The sequence below is a fragment of the Helicobacter sp. 13S00477-4 genome (genome assembly GCF_002272785.1).
Classification (GTDB): Bacteria; Campylobacterota; Campylobacteria; order Campylobacterales; family Helicobacteraceae; genus Helicobacter_J.
In genome coordinates, this window is the sequence record NZ_MLAS01000015.1 from 1 (window position 1) to 17,910 (window position 17,910).

The following is a 17,910-nucleotide window of genomic DNA, read 5'->3' on the forward strand; positions in this document are numbered from 1 at the left end:
TTGAAGAACAATCATCAATATAAATATAAGCTTCTCCTTTAGTGAATACTGGAGCATAACAATAATTACCTTTATCGTGAGTTTTGATATGGATTGATTTGTCTATGGGCTTGTCGGTAAGTTTTTGAGGTACAGAGTCTGCAGATAAAGTGTTAAAGAGCCCAAATATGATTAGAGGAAGCAATGAAAGTAATTTTGAATTCATTTATATCTCCTTAGGTGTGGATTTAGATTTTTAATAATAAAAATTATTATTTATGATAATAAGAGTGACCTTAAAAAATACTGAAAATTTTTATAACTTGATAAATTTTATTGCTTTTGGAGAGTATAGCTAATATATAGAATGAAATTAAGATATTGAATTTTGAAATGAGGTTGTTTTTTGGTTGCGGGAGGGGGATTTGAACCACCGACCTTTGGGTTATGAGCCCAACGAGCTACCAGACTGCTCTATCCCGCGACATTTAGATTTTTTTGTATTAAAAAGTGGCTGGGGTAAAAGGATTCGAACCTCTGAATGGCTGGACCAAAACCAGCTGCCTTACCACTTGGCGATACCCCAATACTTAAAATATACAGGGGTGCAATTATAATGGTTTTATTGATTATTGTCAATAAAAACAAACTTAAGGTATAATCATACTTTTTTAGTTAAGGATTTATTTATGTATATTCAACGCGTTAAAGAAGCTCTCAATGCTATTAAAAATGGTGAAATGATTATTATTATGGATGATGAAGATAGGGAAAATGAAGGAGATCTTGTGATGGCTGGGATTTTTTCTACCCCTGAAAAGATTAATTTTATGGCTCAAGAAGCAAGGGGCTTGATTTGTGTTTCTATCACCAAGCAGATTGCTCAAAAGCTTGATCTACCTCCAATGGTCAATCACAATAGTTCCAATCATGAAACTGCTTTTACTGTTTCAATTGATGCAAAAGAAGCTAAAACAGGTATTTCTGCATTTGAACGCGATCTTACTATCCAATTGATGTGTGATGAAAATACGACTGGAGAGGATTTTGTCCGACCAGGGCATATTTTTCCTTTGATTGCAAAGGATGGAGGAGTTTTAGTCAGGACTGGTCATACTGAAGCGAGTGTTGATATTTGTAAAATTGCTGGACTTAAGCCTATTAGTGTTATATGTGAGATCATGAAACAAGATGGTTCAATGGCTAAAAGAGGAGATAAATTTCTTAGTGAATTTGCCCAAAAATACAATCTTAAAACCTTATATGTTTCTGATTTGATCAGTTATCGTTTGCAAAATGAAAAACTCTTACAAATCCTTTCAGAAGAAAAAGTTGATTTTCTAGGTTTTGAATGTGAAAAAATCACTTTTCAAGATCATCTAAAACGAGAGCATTTTGCTTTTAGATTTGATTGTAATGGTAGTTCAATGCCTATTGTTAAATTTCATACAATTAAAAGTGATTATGAATTACTTAGTGATGAATCAGGTTATAATTTTTTGCTACGTTCTATTGATAGGATAAAACATGAAGGTGGTTATCTTATTTTTATCAATGATAATACTCGTAACACCGATGTGATTAAAAGTTTTGGCATTGGTGCACAGATATTGAAATTCTTCAATATAAAGGATTTTAGGCTTATTACTTCAGATAATACACGAGAATATAATGCCTTAGGTGGATTTGATTTGAGGTTGTGTGAATATATTGAAGTCTAATTTTTTCTTGCAATCAAGGTGGTGAAATTTATCCATTTAAAGAGGATTTCAACAGATTTAAACCCTGCATTTTTAAGCATTTCAAAATTTTCTTCTAAGCTGTAAGGTATCAAAACATTTTCGAGTGCTTCACGTTTTGTGGTGATTTCATTTTGGGTATATCCTTGTTCTTTTTTATAGAGATGATAGCGGTCTATCATTTGTTTATCAAGTACTTTATCATTAGTTGTGATTTTTTCACTCATGATAAATATCCCACCATCACATAGTCCTTCAAAAATTTTTTTAATCAAAAGATTTCTTTGTATGGGTCTGATGAACTGTATTGTATAGTTTGCTGTTATGACGCAGGCATTTTGGATTTGGTATTCTAAAAAATTTTGATGAATAAAATCAATTTTTTTACCATAAGCTTTGGCTTTTAATCTTGCTCTTTCTATCATTGCAGTTGAATTATCAATGCCTTTTAATTGGATAGATTCATCTTCAAATTTATTGCTTAGCTCAAGCAGAAAGTTTCCAGTCGAGCAACCTAAATCATATACATAAGTATTTGACTTGAGTGCATTCAGACTAAAATCTACATTTAATCTGAGTACTTCTGAATAATAGGGAATTGAACGTATAGCCATATCATCAAAGACACTTGCAACACCTTCATCAAATTCAAATTGCTTTACAGGAGGGATTGAAAACAGTTTATCTTTCATTAGAGCTTTGCTAATCCAAATGTTGGAGAGCTCGGACTTGCATATTTTTTCTTTTCAATCCTACCACTCAAAAAGCTTTTTCTCCCAGCAATGACAGCATATTTCATTGCTTCTGCCATCATTACAGGGTTCTGTGCCATTGCGATGGCAGTATTGGTCAGTACAGCATCTGCACCTAATTCCATAGCAATAGCTGCATCTGAAGCACATCCAACCCCTGCATCCACTATTACGGGAATACTCACAGCTTCTTTGATGAAAGTGATATTATATCGATTTTGGATTCCAAGACCACTTCCTATTGGAGCAGCTAAAGGCATTATAGCAGCGGCTCCAACTTCCTCAAGTTTTTTTGCAATAATGGGGTCATCATTAGTATAAGCAAGGATACAAAAACCTTCTTTTGATAGGATTTCACAGGCTTTAAGTGTTTCAATTACATCTGGATAAAGTGTTTTTTGTGTATCACCTATGATTTCAAGCTTGATAAAATCAATACCTACAGCTTCCTTCACTAGGCGGAAAAGGGTGATGGCTTCATCAGCATTTACACAGCCTGCAGAATTGGGTAAAAATTTAATTGAAGTATCTTTAAAATAATCTAAAAGATTTTCTTCATTAGGATTGGTGATATTGACTCTCCTCACAGCAACGGTTATGATTTGTGAGCCTGAAACCAAAGTAGCTTCTTTTGTTGTTGTAAAATCTTTGTATTTGCCACTCCCTACAATCAACCTTGATTGAAATATTTTATTACCTATTTTTAGTTCATCTTTTGGCATTTTAATACCTTTTGCAATACTTTAATTTTTGCATTATATCAAAGTTGATTAGATTTTTTGAGCGAATTTTAGTAAATGTAAAAGGGTTAAAATTAGTCAAATGGATCAATATTTATTTGAAATAAAAGAGATTAAAAGTATTATTCAATGTATTAAAATATCCACTCAGTAATATATAAAAAATAAAAAGGAATTTAGGAAAAATGATTAATTTTAATATATCATCGATCAGAAATGATTTTAAAAAATTCTATGATGATGTATTGTATGGGATAGAATGTTCAAAAAATTCAAGTGAAGAAAAATTAAAAATAGAAGTAGAAAGAAGGATATTAGAGTATTTAAAAAATTATGGAATTAATTTAACCAATACTGTTGAATATGAATCTCAAGAAGTTGGTTTTACGAAAATTGCTGGTAGAGTGGATGCTTTATATGGGAATGTGATAATAGAATATAAAAAATATGGATTATTGGATACCCAAAAAGAATTGAATAAGGCATTAAGTCAATTATCAGATAAGTATTTAAAAAAAATTTCTTTTGATGCGAAGCGTAGGTATATAGGAATTTTATTTGATGGGAAAACAATTATTTTTTATAAATATGATTACATTAAAGGTAATTGGTCATACAATAAAGAAAGCTTTACGCAAGAAAGTCTTTACGAATGGATTTTATATATCAGTGGTTCATCAAAAAAACAAGTTTCTTGCACTTCATTAAAAAATGATTTTTGTTTAGATAAAAATATTCCACTTTCTTTTGTTACTATAATGTATAAAAATATTTTATCAACTCAAAATAAAAGAATTAAAATGCTTTTTAATGAGTGGGATAAAACATTTAGATACGTATATGGAGGAATTTTAGATGAATTGTCATTATCTGAGATTATTAAGGATATATTTAAATCAAATTCAAATATAAATTTTGAAGATTTTCAAATTGATAAGTTTTTATTTGTAATTTATACATATTATGCATTTATTGTTAAGTTATTCGCTAGTGAAATTGCTTGTGCTAATTTAAAGATTGCCCCTGAAACACCAATTAGATATATAAAAAACTCAGACGATCTAAAGACATCTCTTTTGTATATTGAAGATGGACATTTTTTTAGAGATATTTCTAATATTGATAATTATATTGAAGGTGGTTTTTTTTCGTGGTATCTTGAATGTCTTAATGATGAAATGATTGAATCAATAAAAAGTATATTAAGCCTTATAAATGAATATGAACCTATGAGTTTTTTTACTGAAGAAAAACAATCCAGAGACTTATTAAAGGGATTATATGAAGATATTGTCCCACAAAAAATCAGGCATGATCTTGGAGAGTATTATACTCCTGATTGGTTGGCACAGATTTCGATTCAAGAAAGTGAGTTTAATGGCGATTTTCAATCAAAAGCTTTAGATCCGGCTTGTGGTTCTGGTGCTTTTATTGTTGAATTTATTAATATTATTAAATATTATTTGGCAGATAAAAATTTAACAGATGAGGAAACTATTAAATATATAAGTCAAAGAGTTATTGGTTTTGATGTAAATCCTGTAGCTATTTTAACAGCAAGAACAAATTATTTAATAGCAATAAGTCCATATATAAAGAAAGATGCTCAAATTATAACAATACCAATTTATCTAGCAGACTCAATCATAACCCCAACTACAGAAGGCAGTGGTAAAATTCAAAATAGTTCTTATAAAATATCAACAGTTGAAGGTGAATTTTCGATTCCTAAATCATTATTAGATAAAAACTATTTAAATAAAATATTAAGACTTGTTGAAGAGACTATTTTCCACTTTTATCCTTTCGAAGATTTTAATATTTTATTAAAGAAAGAAAATATTTTTTTAGATAAATTTGAAGAAAATCAAATAAAATTTTTTTATAATAAAATTTTTGAGTTACATAAATTAAATAAAAATCAAATTTGGGCTAAGATCATTTTAAATTCATTCGCACCTTTACTGCATAGTAATTTTACTCATGTTGTGGGTAATCCACCATGGATTAAATGGGATTTTTTATCAAAAGATTATAGAAAAAAATTAAGTGTTTTATATTTAAAAATATATAAATTATTTTCTCACAAGGGGATGAAGGCTGGACTTGGGCATGCACATGATGATATTTCTATTTTATTTACATATATTGCTATGGATAAATATTTAGTAAAAAATGGTCGATTAACTTTTATTTTGAAACAAACTTTATTTAAGTCAATAGCTGGAGAACAATTCAGGAGGTTTGCTATTGAAAAAATACAAGAAACTATACCTGTAAGATGTGTAAAAATACATGATATGTTGAAATTAAATCCATTTGGACAAGGACAAGAAACATCAGTTGTCGTCTTAGAAAAGAATAAAAAAAATCTATATCCAGTTGAATATAATATTTGGAATAAGGAGATAAAAAATAGATTCAAACAAACTGATAATGGAGATTTTGTTAAAAAAAATTGTAGCATAACTAAAATGTTTGCTTATCCTGACCCAACAACAAGTTCTTCTACGGCACCATGGATAACTATACCTTATGGAGAATCTTTGCCAAAAATCTCAAAGGCTAAAAATTTTTACAAAGCAAGACATGGTGTAGTTAATGATTTAAATAGCCTTTTTATTATTGAAATACTTGATGAAATTAATACTGAATTAGTAAGAATTAAAAACTTAGGAGATAAGGGAAAAAAGAAAATTAAGATACTTTCAAAGATTATAGAAAAGGAATCCGTATATCCACTCATTAAGCCTAAAGATATAAAAAAATGGGGTATTGATTCATATCAGTACATGATTATTCCTCAATTCAAGGCAGGAGAAAATAATGAAAGTGATTTGAGGATAAGTGTACCTAAAACTTATAGCTTTTTAAATTTCTTTAGGAATGAACTTAGAACAAGAAAATCTAAATGGTTTTATGGTGGAGACAAGCCATTTTATTCATTATTTGGTATTGGAGAATATACTTTTAGAAAATATAAAATAGTTTGGTGTTGCATGAGTTATCAACCAAATTTTTCAGTAGTTTCTGATATAAATGATAGATTAATTGGAAAAAAACTTTTTATTCCAGATAATACAATTGGTTATATATCAATAGATAATGAAAAAGAAGCTCATTATATTTGTGCATTGCTTAATTCTAAAAAAACACAGGCTTTATTTTCTTTAAAATCGAGTAAAAGCAAATGGGGCATTTCAATTGAAATGGTTAATCAGGTTCCTATAAAAGAGTTTGATAAGAAAGATATAAAGCATCAAGAGTTAGCATTATTATCATTATTAGCACATAATTCAAAAAATAGAGATGAAATAATTGGAATTGAAGATAAAATCAATAGCATTGTAAATAATAATTCTATTTTTAATCATTAATTTGGGTTATTTTGTTTCATTTTTGTAAATAAAAAGATCAAAGCTACAATATAGAGCATCCCTCCAAAGATATAAAACATTCCAATCATCCCAAAAGCATTTACAATTGGCTGACTGATCAAAGGTGAGATGAACTGTCCTGTAAAAAGAAAGGCAGTCAAAAATCCATAAGCTTTAGCTCTTTCAAAATCTTTTGCAAGCATAAAAAGCCAAGAACTGTTATTGACTATGATAAATCCAAGACCTGCACCCATCAAAATAAATGTGATTAAAACAGCTATGTAATTGTGAAATACTGCAATAATAGTGAAAGATATTGCAATTAAAAATAAACCTATAAAATAGATTTTAAAAATATTGAGGTAATTCCTCAAGCGATTATAAAATAATGAAAATATAGCCATAGATATAGATGCAACTGCCATAGAAACACCAACATAAGAGCTTTCCATTCCTAGTGTGTGGGTAATAAAAAAAGGAAGTTGGGTAGGTGCTACATAAAACATTGCCATTGAGAAAAAGGCGAGTAGATAAACAGGGATAAATTTTATGATATTAGCTTTTTTACTCTTCTGTATGTGATTTGTTGTATCTAAATGGTGTTTTGGTTCAAAAAGCATTGCCAAAGCTAAAAATAAAATCAAAAAACCAAGCAAATATGCTAGAAAAGGATATCGCCAATCTAAATTGGACAAATAGCCTCCTAAAATTAAAAAAATTGTCCCTCCAAAAGCCATAAAAAAGCCTTGCATACTAAGTACTTTCTCTCTTTTTACTCCTGTGTAATAGTCACCTAGAAGTACCCCCACTCCTGTCATCAAAAACGCTGTAGCTGTTCCAAATACTGCACGGGAGGCTAATAGTAAATAAAGATTATCTAAAAAAAATCCACTGACTCCTGCTAAACTCCAAATAATAATAGCAGGATAAATCAATTTTAATCTGCCAAATTTCTCCAACATAAAACCACTGATAGGTGAAAATATCATGATAAAAAGTGCTGGCAAAGTTAAAATAAGTTTTGATAATAGCTCAATATTTTTTGCATCTGAAAAATGCGATTCAAGTGCAGGTAATGAAGGGGCAATGATAGTGCTGCCCAAAACAGTGGTTGCAGAGATAGAAAAGAGAGCTGCCTTAAAAAGAGGACTATCAATGTTTTTGGCTTTTGGATTAGAGGATTGTATATTCATTGTGTATTTTATCCTAAGTGATTTAAAAAAATGTTGTATATGCAATTATTTGAAAAAAGCATAATAATCCCGCATTAGCTATGAACTATTAATATGCGGAATTATAACAGAAAAAATCAGAAATTAAACAATCAGGCTTTTTTGTGTATATCATTCATATAGAATCTTACAGAATTCATCCCTTCTTTTTTAGCCCACTCAAAAGCTTCAGAAACAAATTTCCAATTGATATGTTCGTAGAACTTTTCTAAATAAACAGCTCTTGCATTCTTATGATCAATATAATAAGCATGTTCCCAGACATCAACAACTAATATAGGGATTTTTCCTTCTGTAATCGGTGTATTAGCGTTCGTTGTTTGGATGATTTCAAGTTTTTGTATGGAAGTGTTGTATGCAAGCCAGCACCATCCAGATCCAAATAGTCCTGTTGCAGACTTTAGATAAGCTTCTTTAAAAGACTCCAATGAACCAAAATCATTGCAGAGAGTATCTTTTAGCTCTGAGCTTAGCTCTGAGCTAGTTGGAGCGATGCAATCCCAGTAAAAATCGTGATTATACACTTGTGCAGCATTATTAAATATACCCCCATTTGATCTAGTGACAATATCAAATAAATCACTCTTCTCAAACTCTGTATTGCCTATCATATTATTGAGATTGTTGATATAGGTTTGGTGATGTTTCCCATAATGGAAATCAAATGTAATTGGGCTTAAAAAGTCGCCCATACTTTCTTTTGTATAAGGTAGTTTTCTTAATTCAAACATAATAGTCTCCCTAGTTTATTTGGTTGTAATTCTGGTTGTAAATCAGATTTTTATTATAATCATTTTAATTTGTTTTTTGATAAATCAGTGTTTATTTTTTAAAGAGTGTAGCCATTCTAAATTATTTTCAATTTCATTTCCGGATTTTTTTAGAAGATTATCACGGATTGTATTTAAGTTTGTTATGTCTAAAGATTTCATTATATTGGGATTTAAGATTGTTGTTTGGGAGGATTTTAGATGATTGAGCAAGGATTGAATTTCTTCAATTAGGCTGTCTTTAGTGATGATTTCACCGTAATCATTTATCATATATTCTTCATTTTGCATTCATACACTCTTGTTTTATTGCTTGGATAAATACATCAGTATAACTTTTGTTTTGTGGGATTTTATCTTTGAATTCATCTAGAATGTTGAAATAATCTTGCAATAAGAGCTCTCCTTTTAGTAGCTCGTATTTTAAATAAACCCAATAAGTATTGAGTACATCACTTTGGCAATATTCGTCAATTTTTGTCATTTTTGTATCTGAATCCATTTTTTCATCATAGTAGATTTTATAAACCAAATCCCCACTCATATCATATTTGCCCGGAATATTTAGCATTGAACAAATAGAGTCTAGTTTTAATTGACGCACCATCCCAAAATGTCCTAAACTATCAAGCAAATCTGTATGGAAACGTTCAGAAAATCTTTGGCGATAATTTTCCCACTTGCTTTTGTTAAATGTAGGGTTGTCTTGCTCGTAATAAGCATTTGCTGATAGATTGTAACGCATAGCCCGTAGCATTATAGTAGGTAGATCAAACCCCCTACCATTGAAACTCACTAGTTTGGGTTGTGATTTATTGACAAATTTCAAAAAATCTAAAATAAGATTTTCTTCAATATTATTTTTGCCATCAATTTTTGTTGTTTTGCCAAAACTCCCAACTTTTATAAAATGTCCATAATCATCAAGAATAACGCTAGCAATCGAAATTATTTTATGTAAATGAATTGGTAGAAAATCACTTCCGTTTTTTTCTCTTTGATCTTCCATTGCTTTTTGGCATATATCTAATGGAGATTTTTCTTTTAATTCAGGGTAATTTTTTATCAATAATTCAATATCTGGGACAGTTTCTATATCGAATACACAAATCATTTGTTCCTCATTTTAGTGTTTTTTGTCTTCATAATTAAAAATAGGTAAGCCAATTTTATAATAAATTGCTAAAAGTCTCAAGCTTATACCACAAATCAAGGTAATCAAGCTGGCTGCAAAAATCTCAATATGAGCATATTTTATCAAGATGTAATATAGGCTTGCTGTCATCATTGATACACCTGCATAGAGTTCTTTTTGGAATATCAAAGGGATACGATTGCAAAAAATATCCCTTAAAATTCCACCAAAAACCCCTGTAATAACAGCACTACAGACAATAAGGATAAATCCATAACCCATTTTTGAAGCTATCTCTGCTCCAATAATACTAAAAAGAACTAGCCCTAAAGAATCTAAAAATAAAAATAAAGATTCTAGTTTGGTGATTAAAGAGGCAATTTTGGTTGTTAAAATAGCTGCTGCACAAATGATGAGGATATAATAAGGGTTGGCTACCCAAGTGAGTGGGTAATGTCCAAAAAGTATATCCCGTATAGAACCTCCCCCGATAGCACTTACTAGAGCAATAAACATAACTCCAAATAAATCCATTTTATGTCTACCAGCAGCAAGTGCACCACTCATCCCTTCAGCAGTGATGCCAATGATGTAGAGTATAGTCAATACCATAAATGCCTCATTGAATAAAATTTTTAGCTAATCAAAGGAGTGATAACCTCATTTGAGACATCAAAAGTAACATTATTGCCTTCTTTAAGTTTATCTTCTAAAATAAGCTCCGCAAGCCTATCTTCAATTTCTTCATAAAGAGCTCGTTTTAATGGTCTAGCTCCATAAACAGGATCAAATCCAACTTTTGCAATGAATTCTTTTGCTTTTTGAGTCAGTTGGAGCTTTATGCCTTTTTCTGAGACTTTTTTAGATATGTGTGCAAACATAATATCGACAATCTCTGCAATGCCTTTTAAATCTAGAGGATTGAAGATTATAATATCGTCTAGGCGATTTAAAAATTCAGGTTTAAAATATTTTTTCAATTCCTCATTGACGGCTTTTTGTATTTGTTTTTCATCTTTGAGTTCTATGATTTTATCACTAGCAATATTGCTAGTTAGGATGATGATAGTGTTTCTAAAATCAATCGTTATTCCTTTGTTGTCAGTGAGTCGTCCATCATCAAGCACTTGGAGCAAAATGTTAAAAACATCTGGATGTGCTTTTTCAATTTCATCAAACAACACTACAGAATAAGGTTTCCTACGAACAGCTTCAGTGAGTTGACCTCCTTCCTCATACCCAACATATCCTGGCGGAGCTCCTACGAGTCGACTAGCAGTGTGTTTTTCCATATATTCACTCATATCAATACGGATGAGGTTTTTGTCACTATCAAAAAGGAATTGAGCCAAAGATTTCGCACTTTGGGTTTTGCCAATCCCTGTAGGACCTAAAAATAAAAAACTCCCAATAGGTTTGTTATTTTCACTTAACCCAGCTTTATTTCTTTTTATCGTGCGTGAAATTGCTTTTAAGGCTTTGTCTTGTCCGACAACGGATTTCCTGAGTTCATCTTCTACGGCTAAGATTCTTTCTTTTTCACTTTGGAGCATTTTTTTGATAGGTATTTGTGTCCAGCGGCTAATAATACCTGCAATACTTTCTTCTGTCACGGCATTTTTTAACAAAGTGCCTGCATCTTGCATTTTGTTCCATTTTTCATTCAATTCTTTTTCTTTGGTTTCGTTTTGAGGGATTTTACTATAATCAATTTCAGCAGCTTTGTTATAGTCCCCATTGCGTTTTGCGAGTTCTGATTCTCTTTTGAGGTTGTCAATATCGGTTTTGATTTGTGCGATTTGTTTGAAGACATTTTTTTCATTCTCAAATTGTGCTTCCAAACGAGTTTTTTCTTCATTTGCATTACTGAGTTCTTTTTCTATTTCTCCAAGTCTAGTTGTATTGCTTTCTTTTTTTTCCATATTAAGGGCTTGTTTTTCTACTTCAAGACTTTGAATTTGTCTTTTGATTTTAGCTAACTCAATAGGTTCAGATTCTATTTGCATTTTGAGTTCTGCTGCACCTTCATCTATCAAATCAATAGCCTTATCAGGTAAAAATCTATCTGTAATATAGCGATTACTAAGTTTTGCTGCAGCAACTAGGGCTGAATCAGTTATATTAACATTATGATGAGCTTCAAGCTTTTCTTTTAACCCACGTAAAATTTGTAATGCTTCATTTACAGAAGGCTCATTCAAATTTATAGGCTGAAATCTTCGTGTTAAAGCAGCATCTTTTTCAAAGTATTTACGATATTCTTTTAGTGTAGTCGCTCCAATCGTATGTAATTCACCACGTGCTAAAGCTGGCTTAAGGATATTAGCTGCATCCATACTGCCTTCAGATGCTCCAGCACCTACAATTGTATGGATTTCATCAATAAAAAGGATGATATTCCCTGCTTTTTTAACCTCTTCAATAACTTTTTTAAGCCTTTCTTCAAATTCTCCTCTGTATTTAGCTCCTGCAACCAATGCGCTCATATCAAGGGCAATGACGCGTTTATTTTGCAATGAAGTAGGAACCTCTTTTTTTATAATCCTTTGAGCCAATCCCTCTACAGCTGCAGTTTTTCCTACTCCTGGTTCTCCTAAAAGTATTGGATTATTTTTAGTTTTCCTGATTAGAATTTGCATCATTCTTGAGATTTCTTCATCTCTGCCAATGACAGGATCAAGAGTGTTTTCCAAAGCTTTTTTGGTTAGATCAATGCCAAATTTTTCAAGAGATTCTAAATTAGAATCATCATTTTGATTTTGAATTTTTGTTGTCCCTCTGATACTTTCAAGAGTTTTTTTGAGTTCTGTCAAGTCTAAATATTTTCCAAAAATCTTTTTAAAGATATCAGATTTTATATTGGCGAGGATAAACATATCAACAGCGATATATTGATCTCCATTTTTTGTACTTAATCCCTCAGCTTCATAAATGCTTTCTTGCAAATTTTTGCTCAAAGTGATATTTTCTTTGGATATGTTTGAACTTTTTGGTAATTTTTCTGCAAGACTCTTAGTCTCAAGTTCAATAGCAATTTTGTCAGTATTCATTTTATTTAAGGCTTGATTGAGGATAGATTGTGTGTTTGCTAGCATTGCCCAAATAAGATGGATAATATCTACTTCTTGATTCTTGGTGTGTAAGGCTAGAGAAGCAGCTTGATCAAGTGTTTCTTTGAGTTGATTGGTCATTTTTTCAAATAGATTCATGATTGACTCCTTATATGGTTTGAAAGAAAACATCATGCATTTAAGTTATATGCTAAAGCATTATATAAATTTAGTCTAATAATGTCAAGTTTTCTTATTGAATAAAACTAAAACTTTTTTGTTGTAAATAAGATAGCCCATTATTTAACTAAAACAACAAAATTTTTAGATAAACTAAGGGATTAAAATTAAGTTGTTAGGTAAGGCAAGATGAATAAGTATTTTATTTCAGGTATTATGTTCTCAATTTTAAGTGTATCTCTTCTTTTCAATGGGCTTTATGCAAAAGAAGAAAATAGCAAAGCAACACAACAACAGAGAATAGAGGCTTATAACAAGCTGACGAAGGTTATCAATACTATTGAAGCTTATTATGTTGATGATGTGAGTATTAATGATATTGTTGATAAAGCCATTGAAGGTCTTTTATCAAATTTAGATGCTCATTCTGCGTATTTGACAGAAAAAAAATTCAAAGATCTAAAAGCTCAAACTGATGGAGAATTTGGTGGATTAGGTATTACTATTGGTATGAAAGATGGTGCTTTGACTATTGTTGCTCCTTTGGATGATACCCCTGCAGAAAAAGAAGGACTTAAGAGTGGAGATGTGATCTTAAAAATCAATGATGAAAGTACTTTGAATATGAGCATTGATGATGCTGTCAATATTATGAGAGGTAAACCTAAAACTTCAGTAAAATTGACAATAGTCAGGAAGGGTGAAGCTAAACCTCTTGAATTCAATATTGTCCGTGATATCATTAAAGTAAAATCTGTGCACGCAAGGAAAATAGAAGGTACAAAATACCTTTATGTTAGAGTAAATTCTTTTGATAAGAATGTAACAGATAGTGTTGTATCTGAATTGAAAAAAGCAGGTAATCTTAAAGGGATTATTTTAGATTTAAGGAATAACCCTGGTGGATTGCTCAATCAAGCTGTTGATTTATCAGATTTATTCATTAAAAATGGAGTGATTGTTTCTCAAAGAGGGAAAATAAAAGAAGAGAATATTGAATACAAAGCTGATGGTAAGGCTCCTTATTCTTCTCTTCCTATAGTAGTGCTTGTGAATGGAGGGACTGCAAGTGCAAGTGAGATTGTTTCAGGTGCTTTGCAAGATCATGATAGAGCATTGATTTTAGGTGAAGATACATTTGGAAAAGGTAGTGTGCAAGTTGTATTGCCTATTGATAAAACTGAAGCTATTAAGCTCACTACTGCAAAATATTATCTTCCAAGTGGTAGGACTATTCAAGCAGTAGGTATAAAGCCTGATATTATTGTTCATCCTGGTGCTGTCCCTCATAATGATAGTGGATTTGAAATTAAAGAGGCTGATTTGAGGAATCATTTAGAAAATGAGCTTCAAAAAGTTGATAAAGTTGATAAAAAATCAGATGACAAAAAACCTCAAGAACAAAAAATTATTTCTCAAAAAGATATCAATAATGATATTCAACTAAAATCTGCTATAGACGCACTTAAAGCTTGGAATATTATTAAATCAAATGTGAAAAATAAGGTTCAAGGATGAAAAAAATAAAAATGCTTTATGAAGGGAAAGGCAAAAAGCTTTATAGTACTGAAGAAACATCTGTTTTGATTGCTGAGTTTAAAGATGATTTAACTGCTTTTAATGCCCAAAAAAAAGGTAAAGAAATTGGGAAAGGTGAGCTGAATTGTAAAATCAGTTCATTTTTATTTGAATTGCTTGAAAAAAATGGTATTTCAACCCATTATATTCAGAGACTTGATGAGCAAAACATTTTGTGTAAAGAAGTTAAGATTATCCCAATTGAAGTTGTAGCAAGGAATGTTGCAACAGGTTCTTTGAGTAAACGTTTGGGCATAAAAGAAGGGAGTGTTTTGCCTTTTTGTCTTGTTGAATTTTATTATAAAGATGATGCTTTGGGTGATCCACTTATCAACGATGAGCATTGTAGAATCCTTGGCATCACTAATAGCCAAGAAGAATTGGAATTTTTAAAATCACAAGCTAAAAAGATTAATTTGATTTTAAAAGATTTTTTTGATTCCAAAGATCTCAAGCTTATTGATTTTAAGCTTGAATTTGGTAAAGATACTAAAGGTAATATAATCCTTGCTGATGAAGTCAGTCCTGATAGTTGTAGATTTTGGGATAAAAATACTAATGAAAAACTTGATAAGGATAGATTTAGGCAAGATTTAGGTGATGTAAAGTTTGCTTACGAGGAAGTACTCAGACGCATAATTACTTAATTAGGAGGACTGAAATGATTGTTGATATAAATGTAAGTCTTAAAGAAGGTGTATTAGATCCGCAAGCAAAGGCTATTGAGCAGGCACTTAAAGCTCTAGGTTTTTTAGATGTAAAACATTTAAGATTGAGCAAAAAAATCACACTTGAACTTGAATGTGATGACAAAGAAAAAGCTTTTTTAGAAGCACAGAAGATGGCACAAGAACTTTTGGCAAATACAGTCATAGAAGATTACTTTATTGAATTAGAAAAAGTCTAAATATTTATGGTAGCGATACTCCAGTTTCCAGGCACGAATTGCGAAAAAGATATGGAATATGTTTATAAAAATCTTTTGGGTGCACAAACAGCTATTGTCTCTCATAAAGAAGTTGCATTGCCTTATGATACTTCGCTTGTGATTATTCCTGGAGGTTTTAGCTATGGCGATTATCTTAGGAGTGGGGCGATTGCTAGATTTGCTCCAGTAATGAAAAATACAATTTTATATGCCCAAAATGGAGGATTAGTTTTAGGGATTTGTAATGGATTCCAAATCTTGAGCGAAGCCAAGCTTCTACCAGGTGTATTAAAAAGGAACAATAATCTATCTTTTATATCAAAAAAACAGAAAATAAAAATCATCAATACAAATAATCGTTTTTTGTCTGAATATAGTTCAAACCAAATCATTTCACTTCCAATAGCCCATGCTGATGGAAGCTATTATACAGATAAAGAAACTTTAGAGTCTTTGAGAGAAAATCATCAAATTTTATTTGAGTATGTTGATAACCCTAATGGTTCTGTAAATTCTATTGCAGGAATATGCAATAAAGAAAAAAATATTTTTGGGTTGATGCCGCATCCAGAACGTGCAGTTGAATCTATTTTAGGAGGATGTGATGGATTGGCAATGTTGCGTTCATTATTATAAAAGGGAAATCAATAATGAATAGGTTTTTATGTACTTTTGTTTGTTTTGTATTTTTATTATCTAATTTTTTGGGTGCTGAAGATGACAATCAAAGCAATCGAGCTAAAATTATTTATGTAAAAATATCAAGTACAGGAGAGGATACAAATCATTCTGTCTATGTGGGTGAAACTATCCGCATTGTTTATAGTTTGTTATTATTTTCTAATGCTAGGTTTGTTGGTACAGAATTTGTTGGAGGGATTGATAGTGCTAAATTGGTTTTAAAAAATCCTAATACAAAATGGAATCTTTCTAGTGATGGGTCTTATCAGGCTATATATGAATATAAAATCAAAGCAATCAATGCTTCTATACCTCCTTTGAAAGTAATGGCTGTTTCAAGTGATGGTGATTACACAGATTTTTCAATCGCACCTGCTATTAGCTTGAATGTGATTGATTTACATCAGAATCAAAAGTATGTGGGTGTCGTAGCTGATTCGTTCAATATATTAGGGTATAAAGCTAAGACTTACGATAATTTGAACAATATTTTGGTTTTTGAGGTTGAAGCCAAGAATTCAAATTTAGAAGATTTAAAAATCCCTGAGGATTTTAAACAAGGATTTGAAAGTACTCATTTTGGTGGAGAGAATTCTGATGGAATTTATTATTGTATTTTGCCAAAAAATGTTCAAAATATCTCATTTGAATATTTTTCTTTGAAAGAAAATCGTTTTAAAGATATTACAATACCTATTAAAGCAGTTGATGATACGGTTAGTACTCAAGATGATATTAGACCAAAAAATAATTTTTTAGTTTTTTCTAATATTATTTTGATTATTTTAATTGTCTTATCTTTGATATTTTATTTTATTTTCCATAAAAAAAAGATATTTTTAGTTGTGTTTGGAGTCCTTATTATTTATTTATCATGGAAGATTTTTTTCTCTTCTAGTGGTGTTTTGCTTGCAGATAAACCAATCCGTATTTTGCCCACTTATAATTCTACAATTCTTGAAATGAGCAAAACAAATGTTGAAGTTGAAATAATTGGACAGCATCAAAATTATTATAAAATTGTTACCCCTGATGAACGGGTAGGATGGGTGGAAAAAAATGATATTAAATAAAATCAAAGGCATCTACGCTACACTTGTGATAGCTATAGGGTTGGCTGCAATTGTATGTTTGATTTTTTTTGATAAAAAAAATCAAAATGCTAGACGTTATAGAAAATATTGTGGACTATTTTTTCCATTTTGTGGTTTTAATCTTGAAAAAATTGGTGAATTTGACCAAAGTGCTACTTTGATCATTATGAATCACCAAAGTGTTGCTGATATTATCTCTTTAGAAGGCTTGCATCCCCAAAATATTTGTTGGGTAGCAAAAAAAGAACTCGGAGAAATCCCATTTTATGGCTATGCTCTTAAGGGTCCAGAAATGATACTTATTGATAGAGAAGATAAAAAAGGTTTAGCATTTCTATTAAAAAGTGCAAAAGAGAAGATTGAACAAAAAAGACCTTTGATTATTTTTCCTGAAGGGACAAGGAGTTTTGGAAAAGAAAAATTTTTACCTTTTAAATCGGGTGCAAAGCTTTTGGCAGAAAAATTTAATCTCAAAGTGCAGCCTATTGTCCTTGTCAATACACGTAAAGTATATAACACTAAACCAATTGAATCTACATCAAATACTGCAAGGATAGTGATTTTAGATGCTTTTAATCCAAAAATTGGGAGTGATTGGTATAAAGAATTAGAAATAAAAATGCAAGAAGTCTATCTTCAGCATTATAGGGATATGAATTCTTAGTTTTATTTTAT

Annotated in this window: 17 protein-coding genes and 2 tRNA genes; 8 read left to right on the plus strand and 11 right to left on the minus strand. The window is 30.7% G+C overall.

What is annotated here, in order from left to right; genetic code table 11:
* From BKH44_RS07375 to BKH44_RS07385, 3 genes are all read right to left on the minus strand, one after another.
* Window positions 1-205 (minus strand): DUF1561 family protein (locus BKH44_RS07375; RefSeq protein ID WP_143428325.1); only part of this gene is annotated, 205 nt, incomplete at its 3' end.
* A gap of 181 nt (window positions 206-386) precedes the next feature.
* A tRNA-Met gene (locus tag BKH44_RS07380) sits at window positions 387-463 on the minus strand.
* A gap of 27 nt (window positions 464-490) precedes the next feature.
* A tRNA-Gln gene (locus tag BKH44_RS07385) sits at window positions 491-565 on the minus strand.
* Window positions 566-668: 103 nt separating this feature from the next.
* On the opposite strand from BKH44_RS07385, the gene BKH44_RS07390 reads away from it, so the two are divergent.
* Window positions 669-1,700 carry a bifunctional 3,4-dihydroxy-2-butanone 4-phosphate synthase/GTP cyclohydrolase II gene (locus tag BKH44_RS07390; RefSeq protein WP_095271892.1) on the plus strand — a complete coding sequence of 344 codons (1,032 nt, stop codon included), beginning with the start codon at window positions 669-671 and terminating at the stop codon, window positions 1,698-1,700.
* Here the strand turns inward: BKH44_RS07390 and cmoA are convergent.
* On the minus strand, window positions 1,697-2,410 hold the full coding sequence (gene cmoA, locus BKH44_RS07395; RefSeq protein ID WP_095271895.1) for a carboxy-S-adenosyl-L-methionine synthase CmoA: 714 nt from the start codon (window positions 2,408-2,410) through the stop codon (window positions 1,697-1,699). The genes BKH44_RS07390 and cmoA overlap by 4 nt on opposite strands.
* Window positions 2,410-3,192 (minus strand): thiazole synthase, encoded by a 783-nt coding sequence (locus BKH44_RS07400; RefSeq protein WP_095271898.1) that lies wholly within the window; start codon window positions 3,190-3,192, stop codon window positions 2,410-2,412. The genes cmoA and BKH44_RS07400 overlap by 1 nt, the downstream gene beginning before the upstream one ends.
* Window positions 3,193-3,395: 203 nt before the next feature.
* On the opposite strand from BKH44_RS07400, the gene BKH44_RS07405 reads away from it, so the two are divergent.
* Window positions 3,396-6,587, plus strand: a complete 3,192-nt coding sequence (locus tag BKH44_RS07405; protein WP_095271900.1) for an N-6 DNA methylase — start codon at window positions 3,396-3,398, stop codon at window positions 6,585-6,587.
* Here BKH44_RS07405 and BKH44_RS07410 read toward each other — a convergent pair.
* The 6 genes from BKH44_RS07410 to BKH44_RS07435 all read right to left on the minus strand — a co-directional run bounded on the left by BKH44_RS07410 (window position 6,584) and on the right by BKH44_RS07435 (window position 12,933).
* Window positions 6,584-7,780 (minus strand): MFS transporter, encoded by a 1,197-nt coding sequence (locus BKH44_RS07410; RefSeq protein WP_095271903.1) that lies wholly within the window; start codon window positions 7,778-7,780, stop codon window positions 6,584-6,586. The two genes, BKH44_RS07405 and BKH44_RS07410, sit on opposite strands and share 4 nt — an antisense overlap.
* Before the next feature lie 131 nt (window positions 7,781-7,911).
* Window positions 7,912-8,550, minus strand: a complete 639-nt coding sequence (gene sodB / locus BKH44_RS07415) for a superoxide dismutase [Fe] (RefSeq protein WP_095271905.1) — start codon at window positions 8,548-8,550, stop codon at window positions 7,912-7,914.
* Window positions 8,551-8,634: 84 nt separating this feature from the next.
* On the minus strand, window positions 8,635-8,880 hold the full coding sequence (locus BKH44_RS07420) for a hypothetical protein (RefSeq protein WP_095271908.1): 246 nt from the start codon (window positions 8,878-8,880) through the stop codon (window positions 8,635-8,637).
* The gene (locus tag BKH44_RS07425; RefSeq protein ID WP_095271911.1) at window positions 8,870-9,703 is read right to left on the minus strand and encodes a 3'-5' exonuclease; all 834 of its coding nucleotides are present in this window, start codon (window positions 9,701-9,703) and stop codon (window positions 8,870-8,872) included. Before BKH44_RS07425 ends, BKH44_RS07420 begins: the two co-directional genes overlap by 11 nt.
* 12 nt (window positions 9,704-9,715) lie before the next feature.
* On the minus strand, window positions 9,716-10,336 hold the full coding sequence (locus tag BKH44_RS07430) for a trimeric intracellular cation channel family protein (RefSeq protein ID WP_095271913.1): 621 nt from the start codon (window positions 10,334-10,336) through the stop codon (window positions 9,716-9,718).
* Window positions 10,337-10,359: 23 nt separating this feature from the next.
* Window positions 10,360-12,933 carry an AAA family ATPase gene (locus BKH44_RS07435; protein ID WP_095271916.1) on the minus strand — a complete coding sequence of 858 codons (2,574 nt, stop codon included), beginning with the start codon at window positions 12,931-12,933 and terminating at the stop codon, window positions 10,360-10,362.
* A 210-nt stretch (window positions 12,934-13,143) separates the two neighbouring features.
* On the opposite strand from BKH44_RS07435, the gene BKH44_RS07440 reads away from it, so the two are divergent.
* From BKH44_RS07440 to BKH44_RS07465, 6 genes are read left to right on the plus strand one after another with little or no spacing between them, the layout of a single operon-like run.
* Window positions 13,144-14,472, plus strand: a complete 1,329-nt coding sequence (locus tag BKH44_RS07440) for a S41 family peptidase (RefSeq protein ID WP_095271917.1) — start codon at window positions 13,144-13,146, stop codon at window positions 14,470-14,472.
* On the plus strand, window positions 14,469-15,179 hold the full coding sequence (purC, locus tag BKH44_RS07445; protein ID WP_095271920.1) for a phosphoribosylaminoimidazolesuccinocarboxamide synthase: 711 nt from the start codon (window positions 14,469-14,471) through the stop codon (window positions 15,177-15,179). Before BKH44_RS07440 ends, purC begins: the two co-directional genes overlap by 4 nt.
* A 14-nt stretch (window positions 15,180-15,193) precedes the next feature.
* On the plus strand, window positions 15,194-15,439 hold the full coding sequence (gene purS, locus BKH44_RS07450; protein ID WP_095271922.1) for a phosphoribosylformylglycinamidine synthase subunit PurS: 246 nt from the start codon (window positions 15,194-15,196) through the stop codon (window positions 15,437-15,439).
* Window positions 15,440-15,445: 6 nt separating this feature from the next.
* On the plus strand, window positions 15,446-16,096 hold the full coding sequence (gene purQ / locus BKH44_RS07455) for a phosphoribosylformylglycinamidine synthase subunit PurQ (protein WP_095271925.1): 651 nt from the start codon (window positions 15,446-15,448) through the stop codon (window positions 16,094-16,096).
* Window positions 16,097-16,110: 14 nt separating this feature from the next.
* On the plus strand, window positions 16,111-17,214 hold the full coding sequence (locus BKH44_RS07460; protein WP_095271927.1) for an SH3 domain-containing protein: 1,104 nt from the start codon (window positions 16,111-16,113) through the stop codon (window positions 17,212-17,214).
* Window positions 17,201-17,899 (plus strand): 1-acylglycerol-3-phosphate O-acyltransferase, encoded by a 699-nt coding sequence (locus BKH44_RS07465; protein WP_095271930.1) that lies wholly within the window; start codon window positions 17,201-17,203, stop codon window positions 17,897-17,899. The genes BKH44_RS07460 and BKH44_RS07465 overlap by 14 nt, the downstream gene beginning before the upstream one ends.
* Window positions 17,900-17,910: the final 11 nt, after the last annotated feature.

Bases quoted from the DNA above. Each gene is read 5' to 3' on its own strand.
- BKH44_RS07390 (WP_095271892.1), top strand. From the start codon at position 669: ATGTATATTCAACGCGTTAAAGAAGCTCTCAATGCTATTAAAAATGGT.
- cmoA (WP_095271895.1), bottom strand. From the start codon at position 2,410: ATGAAAGATAAACTGTTTTCAATCCCTCCTGTAAAGCAATTTGAATTT.
- BKH44_RS07400 (WP_095271898.1), bottom strand. From the start codon at position 3,192: ATGCCAAAAGATGAACTAAAAATAGGTAATAAAATATTTCAATCAAGG.
- BKH44_RS07405 (WP_095271900.1), top strand. From the start codon at position 3,396: ATGATTAATTTTAATATATCATCGATCAGAAATGATTTTAAAAAATTC.
- BKH44_RS07410 (WP_095271903.1), bottom strand. From the start codon at position 7,780: ATGAATATACAATCCTCTAATCCAAAAGCCAAAAACATTGATAGTCCT.
- sodB (WP_095271905.1), bottom strand. From the start codon at position 8,550: ATGTTTGAATTAAGAAAACTACCTTATACAAAAGAAAGTATGGGCGAC.
- BKH44_RS07420 (WP_095271908.1), bottom strand. From the start codon at position 8,880: ATGCAAAATGAAGAATATATGATAAATGATTACGGTGAAATCATCACT.
- BKH44_RS07425 (WP_095271911.1), bottom strand. From the start codon at position 9,703: ATGATTTGTGTATTCGATATAGAAACTGTCCCAGATATTGAATTATTG.
- BKH44_RS07430 (WP_095271913.1), bottom strand. From the start codon at position 10,336: ATGGTATTGACTATACTCTACATCATTGGCATCACTGCTGAAGGGATG.
- BKH44_RS07435 (WP_095271916.1), bottom strand. From the start codon at position 12,933: ATGAATCTATTTGAAAAAATGACCAATCAACTCAAAGAAACACTTGAT.
- BKH44_RS07440 (WP_095271917.1), top strand. From the start codon at position 13,144: ATGAATAAGTATTTTATTTCAGGTATTATGTTCTCAATTTTAAGTGTA.
- purC (WP_095271920.1), top strand. From the start codon at position 14,469: ATGAAAAAAATAAAAATGCTTTATGAAGGGAAAGGCAAAAAGCTTTAT.
- purS (WP_095271922.1), top strand. From the start codon at position 15,194: ATGATTGTTGATATAAATGTAAGTCTTAAAGAAGGTGTATTAGATCCG.
- purQ (WP_095271925.1), top strand. From the start codon at position 15,446: ATGGTAGCGATACTCCAGTTTCCAGGCACGAATTGCGAAAAAGATATG.
- BKH44_RS07460 (WP_095271927.1), top strand. From the start codon at position 16,111: ATGAATAGGTTTTTATGTACTTTTGTTTGTTTTGTATTTTTATTATCT.
- BKH44_RS07465 (WP_095271930.1), top strand. From the start codon at position 17,201: ATGATATTAAATAAAATCAAAGGCATCTACGCTACACTTGTGATAGCT.